Annotated in this window: 14 protein-coding genes and 1 other RNA gene; 7 read left to right on the forward strand and 8 right to left on the reverse strand. The window is 65.9% G+C overall.

The window, feature by feature from the left end; translation table 11 throughout:
* The first annotated feature begins 3 nt into the window (after nucleotides 1-3).
* Nucleotides 4-1197: an efflux RND transporter periplasmic adaptor subunit gene (locus ACVWYQ_RS28600; RefSeq protein WP_157283739.1), complete on the forward strand. Its 1194-nt coding sequence runs from the start codon at nucleotides 4-6 to the stop codon at nucleotides 1195-1197.
* 184 nt (nucleotides 1198-1381) lie between these two features.
* Nucleotides 1382-4543: a multidrug efflux RND transporter permease subunit gene (locus tag ACVWYQ_RS28605; protein ID WP_157283740.1), complete on the forward strand. Its 3162-nt coding sequence runs from the start codon at nucleotides 1382-1384 to the stop codon at nucleotides 4541-4543.
* Between the two features lie 142 nt (nucleotides 4544-4685).
* Here ACVWYQ_RS28605 and ACVWYQ_RS28610 read toward each other — a convergent pair whose 3' ends face one another.
* The 8 genes from ACVWYQ_RS28610 to tkt form a co-directional block, all read right to left on the reverse strand.
* Nucleotides 4686-5477, reverse strand: coding sequence for an inositol monophosphatase family protein (locus ACVWYQ_RS28610; protein WP_157283741.1), 792 nt, complete (start codon nucleotides 5475-5477; stop codon nucleotides 4686-4688).
* Between the two features lie 86 nt (nucleotides 5478-5563).
* Nucleotides 5564-6637 carry a tetratricopeptide repeat protein gene (locus tag ACVWYQ_RS28615; RefSeq protein ID WP_271542872.1) on the reverse strand — a complete coding sequence of 358 codons (1074 nt, stop codon included), beginning with the start codon at nucleotides 6635-6637 and terminating at the stop codon, nucleotides 5564-5566.
* Entirely contained in the window at nucleotides 6634-7335 is a 702-nt protein-coding gene (locus tag ACVWYQ_RS28620) for a thiamine phosphate synthase (protein WP_275497987.1), read from the reverse strand. Before ACVWYQ_RS28620 ends, ACVWYQ_RS28615 begins: the two co-directional genes overlap by 4 nt.
* 3 nt (nucleotides 7336-7338) lie before the next feature.
* On the reverse strand, nucleotides 7339-8364 hold the full coding sequence (locus ACVWYQ_RS28625; protein WP_271542874.1) for a class I fructose-bisphosphate aldolase: 1026 nt from the start codon (nucleotides 8362-8364) through the stop codon (nucleotides 7339-7341).
* Nucleotides 8365-8691: 327 nt separating this feature from the next.
* Nucleotides 8692-9759, reverse strand: a complete 1068-nt coding sequence (fba, locus tag ACVWYQ_RS28630) for a class II fructose-bisphosphate aldolase (RefSeq protein ID WP_025034030.1) — start codon at nucleotides 9757-9759, stop codon at nucleotides 8692-8694.
* 39 nt (nucleotides 9760-9798) lie between these two features.
* Complete coding sequence (locus ACVWYQ_RS28635) at nucleotides 9799-10995, reverse strand: phosphoglycerate kinase (RefSeq protein ID WP_456726595.1); 1197 nt, start codon at nucleotides 10993-10995, stop codon at nucleotides 9799-9801.
* Nucleotides 10996-11148: 153 nt separating this feature from the next.
* Nucleotides 11149-12156, reverse strand: a complete 1008-nt coding sequence (gap, locus tag ACVWYQ_RS28640) for a type I glyceraldehyde-3-phosphate dehydrogenase (protein ID WP_271542876.1) — start codon at nucleotides 12154-12156, stop codon at nucleotides 11149-11151.
* A gap of 148 nt (nucleotides 12157-12304) precedes the next feature.
* Nucleotides 12305-14290 carry a transketolase gene (tkt, locus tag ACVWYQ_RS28645; protein WP_456726596.1) on the reverse strand — a complete coding sequence of 662 codons (1986 nt, stop codon included), beginning with the start codon at nucleotides 14288-14290 and terminating at the stop codon, nucleotides 12305-12307.
* Between the two features lie 368 nt (nucleotides 14291-14658).
* Here tkt and ACVWYQ_RS28650 point away from each other — a divergent pair, with 368 nt between their 5' ends.
* The 5 genes from ACVWYQ_RS28650 to ACVWYQ_RS28670 all read left to right on the forward strand — a co-directional run bounded on the left by ACVWYQ_RS28650 (nucleotide 14659) and on the right by ACVWYQ_RS28670 (nucleotide 17405).
* Nucleotides 14659-14979: a DUF4164 domain-containing protein gene (locus tag ACVWYQ_RS28650; RefSeq protein ID WP_014439722.1), complete on the forward strand. Its 321-nt coding sequence runs from the start codon at nucleotides 14659-14661 to the stop codon at nucleotides 14977-14979.
* On the forward strand, nucleotides 14976-15359 hold the full coding sequence (locus ACVWYQ_RS28655) for a cell division protein ZapA (RefSeq protein WP_404545944.1): 384 nt from the start codon (nucleotides 14976-14978) through the stop codon (nucleotides 15357-15359). Before ACVWYQ_RS28650 ends, ACVWYQ_RS28655 begins: the two co-directional genes overlap by 4 nt.
* A gap of 238 nt (nucleotides 15360-15597) precedes the next feature.
* Nucleotides 15598-15758, forward strand: a non-coding RNA gene (gene ssrS / locus ACVWYQ_RS28660) — 6S RNA.
* Between the two features lie 248 nt (nucleotides 15759-16006).
* Nucleotides 16007-16603: a 5-formyltetrahydrofolate cyclo-ligase gene (locus tag ACVWYQ_RS28665; protein ID WP_456726597.1), complete on the forward strand. Its 597-nt coding sequence runs from the start codon at nucleotides 16007-16009 to the stop codon at nucleotides 16601-16603.
* Nucleotides 16581-17405, forward strand: coding sequence for a TIGR00282 family metallophosphoesterase (locus ACVWYQ_RS28670; RefSeq protein WP_404545948.1), 825 nt, complete (start codon nucleotides 16581-16583; stop codon nucleotides 17403-17405). The genes ACVWYQ_RS28665 and ACVWYQ_RS28670 overlap by 23 nt, the downstream gene beginning before the upstream one ends.
* Nucleotides 17406-17575 lie beyond the last annotated feature (170 nt).

Below are 17575 nucleotides of genomic sequence, written 5' to 3' on the forward strand. Positions count from 1 at the left end.
TTCATGTTTGGAATTCGAGCGCGATCGGCATGCGTTGCAATGATGCTCGCGGCCCTTGCGCCGCTGCTGGGTGCTTGCGAGGAATCCAGTTCCGCGGTGTCCGCCGCCCAGCCGCCTGCCCCTGACGTCAGCATCGTTATCGTCAAGCCGCAGCCGCGCGCCGTAGTGCGCGAGCTGCCGGGCCGCATCGCCCCGACCCGGGTCTCCGACGTGCGGCCGCGCGTGTCCGGCATCGTGGTCGAGCGCCTGTTCCGCCAGGGCAGCGAGGTCAGGGCCGGCGATCCGCTCTACCGCATCGATCCGCGCCCGTTCGAGGTCGAGGTCATGGCCAACGAGGCCGCGCTGGCCAAGGCCGAAGCGGCATTGGCGCAGGCCAAGCAGCAGGCGCATCGTATCGCCACCTTGACCAGGGATCGCGCCGCCCCCGAAGCCGAGAACGAGAAGGCGATTGCGGCCGAACGCCAGGCCCATGCCGAGGTCGAGGGCCGCAAGGCCGAGCTCGCGCGGGCCAGGCTTAATCTCGACTACGCCACCGTGCGTGCGCCGATCGACGGCGTGGTCGGCGCGGCCCTCGTCAGCGAGGGCGCGCTCGCCGTGCAGAACGAGACCAATCTCGCCACCATCCAGCAGCTCGATCCGATCTATGCCGACTTCACCCAGTCGGTGACCGAGCTCAACCAGCTCCGCCGCGCCTTCGAGACCGGCGACCTCGATCGCATCGCCGCCGATGCCGCCAAGGTGCGCCTCGTGCTCGACGACAACACCATCTATTCGCTCGACGGCAAGCTGCTGTTCTCCGACGCCAAGGTCGACGCCCACACCGGGCAGGTGACGTTGCGCGGCGAGTTCCCCAATCCCAAGCGCGAGCTGCTCCCGGGCATGTATGTCCGGGTCCGCATCGACCAGGGTCTCGATTCCGACGCGATCGCGGTGCCGCAGCAGGCGATCCAGCGCAATGGCGGCGGCGGCAGCGAGGTGTTCGTCGTCAAGGACGACAATCACATCGCGGTGCAGCCGGTGCGCACCGGCTCGGTGCAGGACGGCCTCTGGTTCATCACCGAAGGCCTGAAGTCCGGCGACAAGGTCGTGGTCGAAGGCTTCCAGAAATTCGCGGCCGGCGACAAGGTCAAGCCGCAATCCTGGTCGGAGGCGGAAGCGACCGCAGACAACCGGCACGCTCAGCAGCTCACGCGGTAACGCTCCGCGCAGCAAGTGTCGTCCTTAACCTGAGGAGCCCGCTGCAAGCGGGCGTCTCGAAGGATGGCCGCGGGAGAGAGCCGGGCCTTCATGGTTCTCGCGGCGATGCGCGGCATCGTCCGGAGCGCGCGTTCCGCGCTCCTCACCATGAGGGTCTAACCGAACAACGAGGATAAAACGGCCAATGCCGAGTTTCTTCATCGACAGGCCGATCTTCGCCTGGGTGGTCGCGCTGTTCATCTGCTTGATCGGCGCGATCGCGGTGCCGCTGCTGCCGATCGCGCAATATCCGATCATCGCGCCGCCCTCGATCTCGGTCTCGACCAGCTATCCCGGCGCCTCGCCGGAAAACCTCTACAACAGCGTCACGCGGCTGATCGAGGAGGAGCTCAACGGCGCCGCCAACATCCTCAATTTCGAATCGACCAGCGACTCGCTCGGCCAGGTCGAGATCATCGCCAACTTCCAGCCGGGCACCGACACCAGTGCCGCCTCGGTCGAGGTCCAGAACCGCATCAAGCGCGTCGAGGCGCGCCTGCCGCGCGCGGTGATGCAGCAGGGCATCCTGATCGAGGAGGCCTCGAGCGCAGTGCTGCAGATCATCACGCTGAACTCGACCGACGGCAGCCTGGATGAAGTCGGCCTCGGCGACTTCATGATCCGCAACGTGCTCGGCGAGATCCGCCGCATTCCCGGCGTCGGCCGCGCCACACTGTACTCGACCGAGCGCTCGCTTCGTGTCTGGGTCGATCCGGCCAAGCTGGTCGGCTATGGCCTGACCGCCGACGACGTCAACAAGGCCATCACCGCGCAGAACGCGCAGGTCGCTTCCGGCAGCATCGGCGCCGAGCCGTCGACCTCGAACCAGCGCACCTCTGCGCTGGTGCTGGTCAAGGGCCAGCTCTCCTCGCCGGACGAGTTCGGCGCCATCATCCTGCGTGCCAATGCCGACGGTTCGACCGTGCGCCTGCGCGATGTCGCGCGCGTCGAGGTCGGCGGCCTCAGCTACCAGTTCAACACGCGCCTCGACGGCAAGCCGACGGCGGGCCTGTCGGTCCTGATGTCGCCGACCGGCAATGCGCTGGCGACCGCCAGCGCGGTCGAAGCGAAGATGAAGGAGCTGTCGCGCTTCTTCCCGGCCAACATCACCTACGAGATCCCCTACAACATCACGCCTGTGGTCGAGGCCTCGATCGAGAAGGTGCTGACGACGCTGGTCGAAGCCGTGGTGCTGGTGTTCGTGGTGATGTTCTTGTTCCTGCAGAACATCCGCTACACCATCATTCCGACCATCGTGGTCCCGGTGGCGTTGCTGGGCGCCTGCTCCACGCTGCTGCTCGCCGGCTATTCCATCAACATGCTCTCGATGTTCGGCATGGTCCTCGCGGTCGGCATCCTCGTCGACGACGCCATCGTCGTGGTCGAGAACGTCGAGCGCATCATGGCCGAGGAAGGCCTGCCGCCGAAGGAAGCGACGCGGAAAGCCATGTCGCAGATCACCGGCGCCATCATCGGCATCACGCTGGTGCTGATGGCGGTGTTCGTGCCGATGGCGTTCTTCCCGGGCTCGGTCGGCATCATCTATCGCCAGTTCTCCGTCACCATGGTCGCCGCGATCGGCTTCTCCGCCTTCCTGGCGCTGTCGTTGACGCCGGCGCTGTGCGCGACGCTGTTGAAGCCTGTGGCAAAGGGGCACGGTCATTCGACCAACTTCGTGTTCGGCTGGTTCAACCGCATGCTCGAAGGCGTCAAGGAACGCTATTCGCGCACCGTCGGCTTTTCGCTGAATCGCACCGGCCGCTTGATGCTGGTCTATGCCGCGCTGCTGGTCGGCCTGTCCTGGGCCTTCGTCAACCTGCCCGGCGGCTTCCTGCCCGTCGACGACCAGGGCTTCATCACCACGGACGTGCAGACGCCGTCGGATTCGTCCTATGCCCGCACCGAGGCCGTGATCGAGAAGGTCGAAAAATATCTCGCCGCGCGGCCGGGCGTCGACAACGTCACCTTCCTCACCGGCTTCAGCTTCTCCGGCCAGGGCATGAACACCGCCCAGGCCTTCATCACGCTGAAGGACTGGTCGGAGCGCGGGCCGAAGGACTCCGCTGCCGCGATCGTCAACGACGTCAACCGCGACCTGGGCTCGTCGATCCGCGACGCAAAAATCTCGGCGCTGCAGCCGCCGCCGATCGACAATCTCGGCAACTCCTCCGGCTTCTCGTTCCGCCTCCAGGATCGCGGCCAGAAGGGCTATCAGCAATTGATGCGCGCCGCCGACCAGCTGATCGCGGAGGCCAATGCCAGCCCGGTGCTGCAGAAGGTCTATATCGAAGGCCTGCCCGAGGCGGGCGTGGTCAATCTCATGATCGACCGCGAGAAGGCCGGCGCGTTCGGCGTCACCTTCGAGGACATCAACAACACCATTTCGACCAATCTCGGCTCGAACTACATCAACGACTTCCCGAACCGCGGCCGCATGCAGCGCGTCGTGGTGCAGGCGGACGCGCGCGACCGCATGCGGGCCGAGGACATCCTCAACTACAACGTCAAGAACAGCCGCGGCCAGCTGGTGCCGCTCTCGTCCTTCACCACGATCGAATGGGCGCGCGGCCCGACGCAGATCGCCGGCTTCAACTATTATCCGGCGGTGCGCATCTCCGGCGAGGCCAGGCCCGGCTTCACCTCGGGCGATGCGATCGCCGAGATGGAGCGGCTCGCCGACCGATTGCCGCGCGGTTTCGGCTATGAATGGACCGGACAGTCGCTGCAGGAGAAGCTGTCGGGCTCGCAGGCGCCGTTCCTGCTCGCCCTGTCGGTGTTCGTGGTGTTCCTGTGCCTCGCCGCGCTCTACGAGAGCTGGACCATTCCGCTCGCGGTGCTGCTCACCGTGCCGCTCGGCATCGTCGGCGCGGTCACTGCCGCTATGCTGCGCGGCCTGCCCAACGACGTCTATTTCACCGTCGGCCTGATCACGATCATCGGCCTCGCCGCAAAGGACGCGATCCTGATCATCGAGTTCGCGAAAGATCTGCGGAAAGAAGGCAAGCCGCTGGTCGAAGCCACCATCGAAGCCTGCCGCCTGCGCTTCCGCCCGATTTTGATGACCGGCCTTGCCTTCATCTGTGGCGTGCTGCCGATGGCCATCGCCCACGGCGCCGGCGGCGCCAGCCAGCAGGCGCTCGGCAGCGTGGTGATGGGCGGCATGATCGCCGTGGTGATCCTGGCGCTCTTGATGGTGCCGGTGTTCTTCGTCTCGGTGCAGCGCGTGCTGGCGGGGGATCGCGAGCCGGCGCCGGCGCGGGACGCTGAAGCGCATGGCCGGCCGGCGCGGGCGCACACCGGCCACTGACGCTTCTCTCTGTCATTCCGGGGCGTGCGAAGCACGAGCCCGGAATCCATCGGGCCGCGTTCACGGTCGATGAATGGATTCCGAGCTCGCGCCAAGAGGCGCGCCCCGGAATGACGGGGAATGTGGAGTGCGAGCTTCCGCCTTACGCCGGTTTCCGCAAAATCTTCACCAGCTCCCCGTGCACGTACTCGTTGCCGCACACCACATGCCCGGTGATCAGCGGATCCCCCGGGGTCGCGATATCGCTCACCGTGCCGCCGGCTTCCTTCACCATGATCTGCCCGGCCGCGATGTCCCAGGGCGACAAATTCCGCTCCCAATACCCGTCAAGCCGGCCGGCCGCGACGAAGGCGAGATCGAGCGAGGCGGCGCCGAAACGGCGCAAGCCGGCGACGCGGTCCTGGATCGCGGTCATCTCGCGGCGGAATTCCTCGTGGTCGCCGCGGCCGATATGGGGCAGGCCGCAGGCCACCACGCATTCGCTCAGCTGGCGGCGGCCGGCGACGCGCAGGCGCTGGTCGTTGAGGAAGGCGCCCTTGCCGCGCTCGGCGATGTAGAGCTCGTCATTGGCGGGATTGTAGATCACGCCCGCGATCACGGTGCCCTCGCGCGCGAGCCCGATCGAGATCGCAAATTGCGGGATGCCGTGCAGGAAGTTGGTGGTGCCGTCCAAGGGATCGACGATCCAGGTGTGGCTCTTGTCGGTGCCCTCGCGGGTGCCGCCCTCTTCGCCGATGAAGCCGTAGCCGGGCCGGGCCTTGGCGAGGTCCTGGTAGAGGATCTCCTCGGCGCGCTTGTCGGCGAGCGAAACGAAATTGGCGGGCCCCTTCAGCGAGACCTGGAGATGCTCGATCTCGCCGAGATCGCGCTTGAGGCTGCGGCCGGCGCGGCGCGCCGCCTTGACCATGACGTTGATAGTGGCGGAATACAGCATATGCTTTTTGGTCTTGATCGGGGGGAGGGGCGCGGAAACGCGCCTGTTTGGGGGATTGGGTGCCCCGTGAGGGGCCCCGCGTCAAGTCATTTGGACCCGAGCCACTTCCTGGCGGCGGCCTCGGCCTTGGCGCGCTCATCCGCCGGCAGATCGGAAAGCTGCTTGTCGAGCTCGGGGTCGCCCTTGCCGGCCGTCTTGGCCACCAGGTGCCATTTGAAGCCTTCGATCTTGTCCACGGGCGTGCCGACGCCGTTGATCAGCACCCAGGCCAGCCGGTTCTGCGCGATCGCGCTGCCCTGGCGGGAGGCCTTGCGAAGCAGGGCGACGGCTGCCGGCTGGTTCTTCGGCGTGCCGGTGCCGTTGAACATCGCGATGGCATATTCGACCTCGGCATCGACATTGTCGGCGATCGCGGCGGCCTGAAGCAGCCGCACCGCGCGTTCGGGGTCCTTCGGCACACCGGTGCCTTCCTTGTAGAAGGTCGCGAGCGCGTATTGCGCTTCGGGCAGGCCTGCATCGGCGGCCTGGCGCAGCAGTTCCGCCGAACGCCGGACGTCCTGCGGCAGCGTCTGGCCGTCCAGGTAGAGCAGAGCGAGGTTATAGGCCGCCTTGGGCTCGCCGAGCTTGGCAGCCGAGGCCATCAGCCTGACCGCCTCGTTTTTGTCGACCGGGCCGCCGCGGCCGGAGATGCGCAGCATGGCGAGCGCGAACATCGCCTCGCGATCGCCGGCATCGGCGGCGCGCTTGTACCATTCGGCCGCCTTGGCGTAATCGCGCCGGATGCCCATGGCGTTGGAATAGAGCTCGCCGAGCATGGTCATCGCCTTGGCATCGCCGGCTTGCGCGCGCACGGTGGCGAGCTCGAACGCGGTCTTGTACTGGCCGCGCTGATAGGCGCCGAACACGAGGTCGACGTTGGGATCGTCGGACGGCGGCGCGGGGATCACGGTTGCCGGCTTGGGCGAAGCGGACGGCTTGGGAGATGCCGTAGGCTTCGGCGCCGGCGCCGCCTCCTTCTTCTTGGCAGGTGCGGGCGGCTTTGGCTTCTGCTTCTCTGCCGGTGCGCTCGGCGTCGTCGCCGGCGGGGTGATCTGCAGCTGCGCGGCCGCGGGCACTGTCAGCAGCAGCGTGGCCAGCATGGTGATGCACGGGAGCTTCATGTCGGGCGCTGGCCGTGCTCCTGGCCCGCAGGATCCTGGCCGGCCAGCGCCGTCGCATGGGCCTTCTTGATCGCGGCATCGACCTCGATCAGTGCGGCCTTGGGCCCGCGCGGATCGGCCCAGATGAAGTCGCCGACCAGCACGAAATCGGCGCCGCTGGCGGCGAAATCGTAGGCCTCGTCCAGCGTGGTAGCAAAGCCGACGCAAGGCGGCTCGAACAGCTCGGCCCACCAGTCGAGCCGCTCGGCGATCGCCTGCGACGACGGCCGCTGGCCTTTCGCATCGGGCTCGCCGAACAGCACGTAATCCGCGCCCATCTCGCCCGCATCCATGGAATGGTGCCGCGTCGTCAGCCCGCCGACACCGGCGATGCGATCTGGCTTGAGCGACGGCAGCGCCTCCTTCAGCGCGGCGATGCCGGGCAGGTGCGCGCCGTCGGCGCCGCCGCGCGCGACGATATCAGGATGGCCGTCGACGAGGAGTGCCGCGCCCGCCTTCTGCACCGGCGGCGCCAATGCCTTGACGCGCGAGATCATGCTGCGCTGATCGGTCTCCTTCAGCCGCAGCAGCACGGCGGCAATGTCGGCGGACGCGATCAGCCCCGGCAGCTCGGCGACCAGCGTCGCGGGATCATCGACGACGGGCGTCGCGAGATAGAGACGCGGCGCCGGGCGCGGCGGAGGCGGTTTGTTCGACAAGGTCTAGGCTGCCTTCTGTTCCAAGCTGCTTTGCCATTCGCCCTTGGAGGCGAGGCCGTTCATGCGGGCGCGATGACTGAAGGCGCGCTGGCCGGCCGCGACGTTCTCAGGCTTGCCCGACCAGGCCTTCTGCGGCGCGGCCTGCAGCGCGCGGCCGTAGGAGAAGGTCAGGCCCCAGGGCAGCGGCCCAAGCTTGTGCATGGCGTTGAGATGCGCGGTCGCCTCTTCGTCCGACTGGCCGCCGGACAGGAAGGCGATGCCGGGCACCGCCGCCGGCACGCAGGCCTTCAGCAGCCGTATCGTCTTCTCCGCGACCTCCTCGACTGAGCCCTGCTTCGGACATTTCTTGCCTGATATCGCCATGTTCGGCTTCAGCACCATGCCTTCCAGCGCCACGCGCTGCACGCGCAGTTCCTGGAAGGTCTTGTTGAGCACGCGGCTCGTCACCTCGTAGCAGCGCTCGATGTCGTGGTCGCCGTCCATCAGCACCTCCGGCTCGACGATCGGCACGATCTGCGCGGCCTGGCACAGCGCGGCGTAGCGCGCCAGCACGTGGGCATTGACGCTGATCGCCGTCATCGAGGGAATGCCGCTGCCGATGTCGATCACCGCGCGCCATTTGGCAAAGCGCGCGCCGCGCTCGTAATATTTCTTCAACCGCTCGGCGAGCCTGTCGAGCCCGACCGTGACGAGCTCTCCGGGACACATCGGCAAGGCCTGCGTGCCTTCGTCGACCTTGATGCCGGGAATGGCGCCGGCCTGCTCGATCAGCTTGACCAGCGGCGTGCCGTCCTTGGCATTCTGCCAGATCGTCTCGTCATAGAGGATCACGCCGGAGATGTACTGGCTCATGGCGTCCTTGGCGCGGAACAGCATCTCGCGATAGTCGCGGCGGTTCTCCTCGGTCGATTCCACGCCGATGGCGTCAAAACGCTTCTTGATGGTGCCGGAGGATTCATCGGCGGCAAGGATGCCCTTGCCCGGCGCGACCATGGCGGTCGCGATCTTGTTGAGCTCAGTCAGATTCATCGAGAGGTCCTCCCAAAACGATTCTGCCCTTGCCCGTGAAAATAGACCGTTCTCGGGCAATTGCCGAGTTATCGTTCGTCGCAGGGGGTCGGGGAGGTCTGTTGGGTAAAATGGCTGGCCGGGCTGGGCGGACCTTCACCTCGCCCCCGCTTGCGGGGAGAGGTCGGATTTTACGCAACGCGTAAAATCCGGGTGAGGGGGTACAAGTCTGTCGATAGGGCACAACTCGCGGAGAGAGCCCCTCACCCCGACCCTCTCCCCGTAAGAACGGGGAGAGGGAGGAGAGATCACGCAACCTCGCGATCGCTTACGCGACGCGGGGATCGCTTACGCCACCTTCGGATCCAGCTCGCCCTTGGCGTAGCGCTTGGCCATCTCGGCGGTGGTCAGCACCTTCTTGATCTTGGAGGCCTGGCCTGCGGTGTTGAACTCCTGCAGGCGCTGCTTGCACAGCTTGGTCATGGCTTCCATCGCCGGCTTCAGGTACTTGCGCGGATCGAACTCTTCCGGGTTGTCCTTGAGAACTTTCCGGATCTGGCCGGTCATCGCCATGCGGTTGTCGGTGTCGATGTTGATCTTGCGCACGCCGTTCTTGATGCCGCGTTGGATCTCGGCCACCGGCACGCCCCAGGTCGGCTTCATCTTGCCGCCATAGGCATTGATGATGTCCTGCAAATCCTGCGGCACCGAGGAGGAGCCGTGCATGACGAGATGCGTGTTCGGCAGCTTGCGGTGGATCTCCTCGATCACGTTCATGGCGAGGATGTCGCCGTCGGGCTTGCGGGTGAATTTGTAAGCGCCGTGCGACGTCCCCATCGCGATCGCGAGCGCGTCGACCTTGGTCTCCTGCACGAACTTCACGGCTTCGTCCGGATTGGTCAGCAGCTGGTCGTGGCTGAGCTTGCCTTCGGCGCCGTGGCCGTCTTCCTTGTCGCCCATGCCTGTTTCGAGCGAGCCGAGCACCCCGAGCTCGCCTTCCACCGAGATGCCGCCGAGATGGGCCATGTCGGTCACGGTCTTGGTGACGCCGACATTGTAGCCCCAGTCGCCGGGGGTCTTGCCGTCGGCCTTGAGCGAGCCGTCCATCATCACCGAGGTGAAGCCGGCCTGGATCGCGGTCATGCAGGTCGCCGGCTCGTTGCCGTGGTCGAGATGAACGCAGACCGGAATGTGCGGATAGATCTCGGTAACCGCGTCCATCATGTGCTTGAGCATGACGTCGTTGGCGTAGGAGCGCGCGCCGCGCGAGGCCTGGATGATGACGGGCGCATCGACCTGGTTGGCCGCGTCCATGATGGCCAGCGCCTGCTCCATGTTGTTGATGTTGAAGGCCGGTACGCCGTAATCGTTCTCCGCCGCGTGGTCGAGCAATTGACGTAACGTGATCCGAGCCATCTGTCTTTGTCTCCCGTTGGGGCCTCAAAGGCCGCTTGATTACTTGCTACGCAGAACTTCAACGCCGGGCAGGGGCTTGCCTTCCATCCATTCAAGGAACGCGCCACCGGCCGTCGACACATAGGTGAAGTCACCGGCCACATGGGCCTGGTTGAGCGCTGCGACGGTGTCGCCGCCGCCCGCGATCGAGATCAGCTTCTTGGCCTTGGTGCGCTCGGCGGCGTGCTTGGCGGCCGCGACCGTGCCGCGGTCGAACGGCTGCATCTCGAATGCGCCCAGGGGGCCGTTCCAGACCAGCGTCGCCGCATCGTCGATCGCGGCATGGACGCGCGCGATCGATTGCGGGCCGACGTCGAGGATCATGCCGTCGGCCGGGATCGCATCAAGCCCATAGGCATGCGACGGCGCGTTGGCGGCGAAATGGTAGGCGACGGTGGCGTCGACCGGGAGGATGATGGCGCAATTGGCGGCTTCCGCCTTCTCCATGATGCGCAGCGCGGTGGCGGCGAGATCCTTCTCGGCCAGCGACTTGCCGACCGCAACGCCCTGCGCGTGCAGGAAGGTGTTGGCCATGCCGCCGCCGATCACGAGCGCGTCGACCTTGGTGACGAGGTTTTCCAACAGGTCGATCTTGGTCGAGACCTTGGCGCCGCCGATGATGGCGATGACGGGCTTGCTCGGCGAGCCCAGCGCCTTCTCCAGCGCGTCCAGCTCGGCCTGCATGGTGCGGCCGGCATAGGCCGGCAGCTTGTGGCCGAGGCCTTCGGTCGAGGCGTGGGCGCGGTGCGCGGCCGAGAACGCGTCATTGACCCAGATGTCGCCGAGCTTAGCGATTTCCGCGACGAAAGCGGGATCGTTCTTTTCTTCCTCTTTGTGGAAGCGGGTGTTTTCCAGGCACAGGATGTCGCCGTCCTTCAAGCCGGCGACCGCCTTGGCCGCGGGCTCGCCGATGCAATCCTCGGCAAATGCCACGGGCTTCTTCACCACCTTCGCCAGCGCCTCCGCGACGGGCCTCAGCGAGTCCTTGGCATCGCGTCCCTTCGGGCGGCCGAAATGCGCGAGCAGGATGACCTTGCCGCCCTTGTCGGCGAGCTCGGTGATGGTCGGTGCAACGCGCTCGAGCCGGGTGGCGTCGGTGACGCGCCCGCTCTCCATGGGCACGTTGAGGTCGACGCGCAGCAGCACGCGCTTGCCCTTCACGTCGACGTCGTCGAGGGTGCGGAATTTGTTCGTCATCTCACGCTTCCTTGTCCCGGGCGCGCTGCGGCGCAGGGCGCCGCTGCGCTGAACCGGGACCCACGTCACGGCGAGTCCCACGGTTTAAGATGGGTCCCGGCCCTGCGGAGCAGCGCAAGCGCGCTGCACCGCGTCCGGGACACGAGACTCTGGTCAGATCACCTTCGCCATCGCAACGGCGGTGTCTGCCATGCGGTTCGAGAAGCCCCACTCGTTGTCGTACCAGGACATCACGCGCACCAGCGTGCCGTTCTGCACCTTGGTCTGGTCCTCGTGGAAGGTCGAGGAGTGCGGGTCGTGGTTGAAGTCGATCGAAACGTTGGGCGCGCTGGTGTAGCCGAGGATGCCCTTGAGCTGCTGCTCGCTGGCGCGTTTCATCGCCGCGTTGACTTCCTTGGCGTCGGTTGCGCGCTTGGCGACGATCTTGAGGTCGACGACCGAGACGTTCGGGGTCGGCACGCGGATCGCAACGCCGTCGAGCTTGCCTTTCAGCTCGGGCAGCACGAGGCCGATCGCCTTCGCAGCGCCGGTCGAGGTCGGGATCATCGACATCGCCGCGGCACGGCCGCGGTAGAGATCCTTGTGCAGCGTGTCCAGCGTCGGCTGGTCGCCGGTATAGGCGTGGATCGTGGTCATGAAGCCGGTCTCGATGCCGACGAGATCGTTCAGCACCTTGGCGACCGGCGCGAGGCAGTTAGTGGTGCAGCTGCCGTTGGAAACGACGAGGTGGTCCTTGGTCAGCGTGTCGTGGTTGACGCCGTAGACGATGGTGGCATCGGCGCCGTCGGCGGGCGCGGAGACCAGCACGCGCTTGGCGCCGGCGGTCAGGTGCGCGGAAGCCTTGTCCTTCGAGGTGAAGATGCCGGTGCATTCCAGCGCGATGTCGACGCCGAGATCCTTCCAGGGCAGCTTCGAGGGATCGCGCTCGGCGGTCACCTTGATCTTGCCGTTGCCGAGGTTGATGGAGTCGCCGTCGACGGTGACGGTGCCGGGAAAGCGGCCGTGGACGCTGTCGAAGCGGAGGAGATGGGCGTTGGTCTCGACCGGGCCGAGGTCGTTGATGCCGACGACCTCGATATCCTTGCGGCCTGACTCGGCGATAGCCCGCAGGACGTTGCGGCCGATGCGGCCAAAACCGTTAATTCCGACGCGGACTGCCATGTTTCGTCTCCTTCAATGACCGTTGTCATCCCGCACAACGCGCGGATCGCGCGCCTGCGAGGTTTTTAGGGGCGGACGCCCGGTTCAGCCGGGCGGTGCTTGATCATATGGGAGATTAGGTAGTCCTTTTTTGCGGCAAGCTCAACTCTCAGGAAACGCGCTTCAGCACAGCGTTAACCGCGGCCTCGGCGGTAATGCCGAAATGCTTGTACAGCTCCTTGGCAGGGCCGCTTTCGCCGAACGAATGCATGCCGATGAATTCGCCATCCTGGCCGATCACGGCATCCCAGCCCCAGCGCACGGCGGCCTCGATCGCGATCTTCACCGGCGCGTTGCCGATGATGGCGGCGCGCTTGGCCTCTGGTTGCGCTAGCAACAGCTCAAGCGAGGGAACGGAGACAACGCGCGAGGCGACGCCGCGTTCCGCGAGCTGCTTCTGGGCCGCGACCGCGATCTCGACCTCAGAGCCGGAGGCGAACAGCGTCGCCTTGGCTTCGCCCTGGGCGGCGACCAGTTCATAGGCACCGGCCGCGCAAGGATTGTCGTTCGGTGCCGTGGTCCGCAGCTGCGGCAGGTTCTGGCGCGTCAGCGCCAGCACGGTCGGGCCGTCGACGCGGTTGAGCGCGAGCTCCCAGCACTCGGCGACCTCGATGGCATCGCAGGGACGGAATACGCGCATGTTGGGAATGGCTCTGAGCGCGGCGAGATGCTCGACCGGCTGATGGGTCGGGCCGTCTTCGCCGAGGCCGATGGAATCGTGGGTCATCACGTAGACGACGCCGGCGCCCATCAGCGCGGCAAGGCGCATCGCCGGACGCGCATAATCGGTGAACACGAGGAAGGTCGCGCCGTTCGGCGCAAAGCCGCCGTGCAGGAAAATGCCGTTCATCGCGGCGGCCATGCCGTGCTCGCGGATGCCGTAATGGATGAAGCGGCCCTTCGGCGTCTTGGCCGAGAAGGCGGTCGCCGACTTCGCCTTGTTGTTGTTGGAGCCGGTGAGATCGGCCGAGCCTGCCAGGAATTCCATCGGCATGGCGCCGGCGATGACTTCGATCACCGCTTCCGACGACTTGCGGGTGGCCGCGGTCATCGGCTTTTCCAGCAGCTCCTTCTTATAGGCGCGCACGGCCTTGGCGAGCGAAGCGGGACGCTCATGACGCAGGCGGCGCTCGAACTCGCCGCGCTTGCGGCTGCCGAGCTCACCGAGCCGCGCTTCCCATTCCTGGCGTGCCGCGGCGCCACGGCTGCCGGCCGCGCGCCAGGCCTTCAGCACGTCGTCGGCGACCGCGAACGGCTCGAGCGAAATGCCGAGATTTTCCTTGGCGGCCTTGAGCTCGTCGGCACCGAGTGCTTCGCCGTGCACCTTCGAGGTGCCTTGCTTGTGCGGCGCGCCGAAGCCGATCGTGGTGCGGCAGGCGATCAGCGTCGGCTTATTGGATTTCTTCGCGCGCGTGATCGCGTCGGCGATCGCGGCCTGGTCGTGGCCGTCGATCTTTTCGGCGGCCCAGCCCGCCGACTTGAAGCGCTTCACCTGGTCGACGGAATCGGAGATCGAGGTCGGGCCGTCGATCGAGATGCCGTTGTCGTCGTAGAGCACGATCAGCTTGTTGAGCTTCCAGTGCCCGGCCATCGCGATCGCTTCCTGCGACACGCCTTCCATCAGATCGCCGTCGGAGGCGAGCACATAGGTGTGGTGGTCGACGATCTTCTTGCCGAATTCGGCGGCGAGCATCTTTTCGGCCAGCGCCATGCCGACCGCAGTCGAGATGCCCTGGCCGAGCGGGCCGGTGGTGGTCTCGATGCCTTTGGTGCGGAAGTTCTCGGGGTGGCCGGGGGTGAGCGAGTCGACCTGGCGGAACTGCTTGATCTGGTCCAGCGTCATTTCGGAATTGCCGGTCAAATACAGCAGCGAATAGAGCAGCATCGAGCCGTGGCCGGCCGAGAGCACGAAGCGGTCGCGGTCCGGCCAGGCGGGCGCGGCGGCATCGAATTTCAGGAACTGCGTGAACAGCACGGTGGCGATGTCGGCGGCGCCCATCGGCAGGCCGGGATGGCCCGATTTCGCCTTCTCGACAGCGTCCATCGAAAGGCCGCGGATCGCGTTGGCCATACGGGTGTGATCGACCTGCGTCATGTCTGAAATCCGTCTGAAATGAAGCGCTTGGCGATGGTTGCCCGCGCGGGGAGAAGCCTGGCGGCCACTGAAGGTTGGCGCTGGGATAGCACCTCGGTTCCGGGAGTCCAAGGCAATCGAACGCCGGTTTGGCCGCAAAAGTTGCCGGTGTGGACATCGGTTTTCCGCCGGAATCGCACCGTGCGGAAGCGACGCAGCGGCACGCCGCCCCGATTGATCGGTGCATAGTTTTGCGGCGGCGTTGCGCTTGGCTAGCTTGCTTTGTAAATTTCTGCTTCTAACCGCTTGCCGAACCGAGTCTTTTGCCGGACGGCAAGCTCCAGGGAAAGGCCACTGGGCAAAGGCCGCCAGGTTCCGCCGCTGACTGCATGAACGATCGCGTATCCAACAGTTCCGCCATGACGGAGTCGTCCGCCGTCGAGATCGAGATTGCGACCCGCAGACTCACGGCGGCGCTCGACGCGCTCGAAAGTGCGGTGGAGCGGCGGCGCGACGCCGATCGCGACGAGAACGAGCTTGCGGCGCGCATCCAGGCGCTCGGCGCGGATCGCTCGCGTCTTGCCGACGAGCTCGACGGCGCGCTGGTGAAGGCACGCAAGCTCGAGCGCACCAATCGCGAGATTTCCGACCGGCTGGATTCCGCGATCGTCACGATACGCTCGGTGCTCGATACCGGAGAGGACGGATGAGCCACATCAACGTCACCATCAACGGCCGGCAATATCGCATGGCCTGCGAGGAGGGCCAGGAGGTGCGGCTGCTCAAGCTCGCCGAGACGCTGGAGACGCGCATCCAGTCGCTGCGCGGAAAATTCGGCGAGATCGGCGATGCGCGCCTCACCGTGATGGCTGCGCTCACCGTGTGCGATGAGCTGATCGACACCAGCAACCGCGTCCGCACCCTGGAGCAGGAATTGATCGAGCTCAGGGATTTCCGCAACGCCGCCGTCGAGCGCGCCCGCATGACGCAGACCGCCGTGGTCAACGCCCTGAACGCCGCCGCCGAGCGCATCGAGAAATCAACCCAGGTCCTGAACCGCACCGTCGGCAATGGGATCGCGATCGGCTGAAGCTCGATAGTAGCCACGCGGCCAGTGCGCTCCCTCCCCCGCTTGCGGGGGAGGGTTGGGGAGAGGGTGTCTCCGCTGGGCGAGAACCCCCAAGAGGTGAGAGCCCTCTCCCCAATCCTCTCCCGCAGGCGGGAGAGGGAGTTCACCTCCGTCGTGGCTCGCCGCCCGCTTCACTACACCGAAGCTCGGCACTCTCGCCGCACTGGCGATTCGTCAGTACAGTTGTTACATTGCCTCCGCGAGGCTGCGACGTGCGTCAGGAGCCATATATCCCCGGGGCCTTATCGATCCTTTAGGGAACTGTCCCTGGCCGGGCCCGTGGGCTCGGACATATGGTGCCCACCTACTTTCGTAGGGAACTCCGGGATCGAGTGCTTCAACGGCGTTCGCGGCTTCGCACTTTTGTTTGCTTGCAGTTATGTTTGCTTGCAGTGCGTTCTTGTCGAGTGGGGTCTACGACAAACCGGCAGTGTCATGCCCCGCCTAGTGCGCAATTGCGCACGGGGGGCGGGGCATCCAGTACGCCGCGGCGTCGAGGTTTTTGCACTAGCGTCTCTGGAATACTGGATCACCCGCCCCAGTGCGCAGGGCGCACAAGGCGGGTGATGACAGCGGAGCAAAGACTTCGCCTTCGGGGGAAAACGCACATGCCCAACTCCAAAGCCGAACTCCGTGCCAAGGCCCTCGCCAAGCGCGACGCGCTGAGCGAGAAGAAACGCATCGCGGCCGCCGCAAAGCTCGCCAAGCGTGGCCTGCCGTTCAAGCTGCTGCCCGGCAGCATCGTCTCGGGTTATTCGCCGATCCGCAGCGAGATCGATCCGATGCCGCTGTTGAAGGTGCTCGCGGAGCAGGGCGCGCGGCTGGCGCTGCCTTGCGTCACCGCGCGCGGCCAGTCGCTGATCTTCCGTCTCTTCCATCCCAACGACCGCCTGATGCTCGGCCCGCTCGGCATTCCCGAACCTTCACCTGCTGCGGCCGAAGTCATTCCCGACATCATGCTGACGCCGCTCGCCGCCTTCGACCGCCTCGGCCATCGCATCGGCTATGGCGCGGGGCATTACGATTTCACCTTCGCGCATCTGCGCAAAACCAAGCAGATCGTCGGCATCGGGCTCGCATTCGCCGTGCAGGAGATCGAGGCGGTTCCGGCACTATCCCACGACGTGGCGCTGGATTATGTGCTAACGGAATCGGACGTGTTCGATTTCCGGAGTTCTGAAGTTGCGCATTCTCTTCGTGGGTGATGTCGTCGGCCGTAGCGGGCGCGAGGCCGTCTCCGAATATCTTCCCGGCATGGTCAAGGACTGGTCGCTCGATCTCGTCGTCGTCAACGGCGAGAATTCGGCCGGCGGCTTCGGCATCACGGAAGCGATCTACCAGGAATTTCTCGAGGCCGGCGCCGATGCGGTGACGCTCGGCAATCACTCCTGGGACCAGCGCGAGGCCCTCGTCTTCATCGAGCGCGCCGACCGCCTGGTGCGCCCCGCCAATTATCCGCGCGGCACGCCCGGCCGCGGCGCCGCCCTGGTCGAGACCAAGAACGGCAAGCACGCGCTCGTCGTCAACGCGCTGGGCCGCGTCTTCATGACCCCGTTCGACGATCCCTTCGCCGCGCTCGAGCGCGAGTTGGGCGCCTGTCCGCTCGGCGTTGCCGCCGACGCCATCGTGGTCGATTTCCATTGCGAGGCTTCAAGCGAGAAGCAGGGCATCGGCTTCTTCTGCGACGGCCGCGCCAGCCTCGTCGTCGGCACGCACACCCATGTGCCGACCGCCGACCACCAGATCCTGTCGGGCGGCACCGCCTACATGACCGACGCCGGCATGACCGGCGATTACGATTCCATCATCGGCATGCAGAAGGAAGAGCCGCTGCGGAGGTTTACATCGGGAATCCCGTCGGGCCGCTTCGAGCCGGCTGCAGGCGCGGCAACGCTCAGCGGCGTCGCGGTGGAAACGGATGACGCGACGGGCCTCGCGCTCCGCATCGCACCGGTGCGGATGGGCGGAAGGCTGGAGCCGACGACGCCGAAGTTCTGGTTGAGCTGAAGCGCGAAGCCAAATCACCCGGTGTCGTCCCCGGGCGATTATATCAACTTTGCCTCAGCAGCGGACATTGGCGGGCAACCAAGGGACATCCGCTTTGGGTCGATTCCGTTGAAAAAGGCCGGCAGTATTTTGTTGTAATAGCTCCGTCGCGACGTGACCGAACTGCTCCA

The sequence above is a fragment of the Bradyrhizobium sp. USDA 3397 genome (assembly GCF_054060965.1).

Bases quoted from the DNA above. Each gene is read 5' to 3' on its own strand.
- ACVWYQ_RS28605 (WP_157283740.1), top strand. From the start codon at position 1,382: ATGCCGAGTTTCTTCATCGACAGGCCGATCTTCGCCTGGGTGGTCGCG.
- ACVWYQ_RS28625 (WP_271542874.1), bottom strand. From the start codon at position 8,364: ATGAATCTGACTGAGCTCAACAAGATCGCGACCGCCATGGTCGCGCCG.
- ACVWYQ_RS28665 (WP_456726597.1), top strand. From the start codon at position 16,007: ATGCCCAACTCCAAAGCCGAACTCCGTGCCAAGGCCCTCGCCAAGCGC.
- gap (WP_271542876.1), bottom strand. From the start codon at position 12,156: ATGGCAGTCCGCGTCGGAATTAACGGTTTTGGCCGCATCGGCCGCAAC.
- ACVWYQ_RS28650 (WP_014439722.1), top strand. From the start codon at position 14,659: ATGAACGATCGCGTATCCAACAGTTCCGCCATGACGGAGTCGTCCGCC.
- fba (WP_025034030.1), bottom strand. From the start codon at position 9,759: ATGGCTCGGATCACGTTACGTCAATTGCTCGACCACGCGGCGGAGAAC.
- tkt (WP_456726596.1), bottom strand. From the start codon at position 14,290: ATGACGCAGGTCGATCACACCCGTATGGCCAACGCGATCCGCGGCCTT.
- ACVWYQ_RS28610 (WP_157283741.1), bottom strand. From the start codon at position 5,477: ATGCTGTATTCCGCCACTATCAACGTCATGGTCAAGGCGGCGCGCCGC.
- ACVWYQ_RS28615 (WP_271542872.1), bottom strand. From the start codon at position 6,637: ATGAAGCTCCCGTGCATCACCATGCTGGCCACGCTGCTGCTGACAGTG.
- ACVWYQ_RS28655 (WP_404545944.1), top strand. From the start codon at position 14,976: ATGAGCCACATCAACGTCACCATCAACGGCCGGCAATATCGCATGGCC.
- ACVWYQ_RS28600 (WP_157283739.1), top strand. From the start codon at position 4: ATGTTTGGAATTCGAGCGCGATCGGCATGCGTTGCAATGATGCTCGCG.
- ACVWYQ_RS28635 (WP_456726595.1), bottom strand. From the start codon at position 10,995: ATGACGAACAAATTCCGCACCCTCGACGACGTCGACGTGAAGGGCAAG.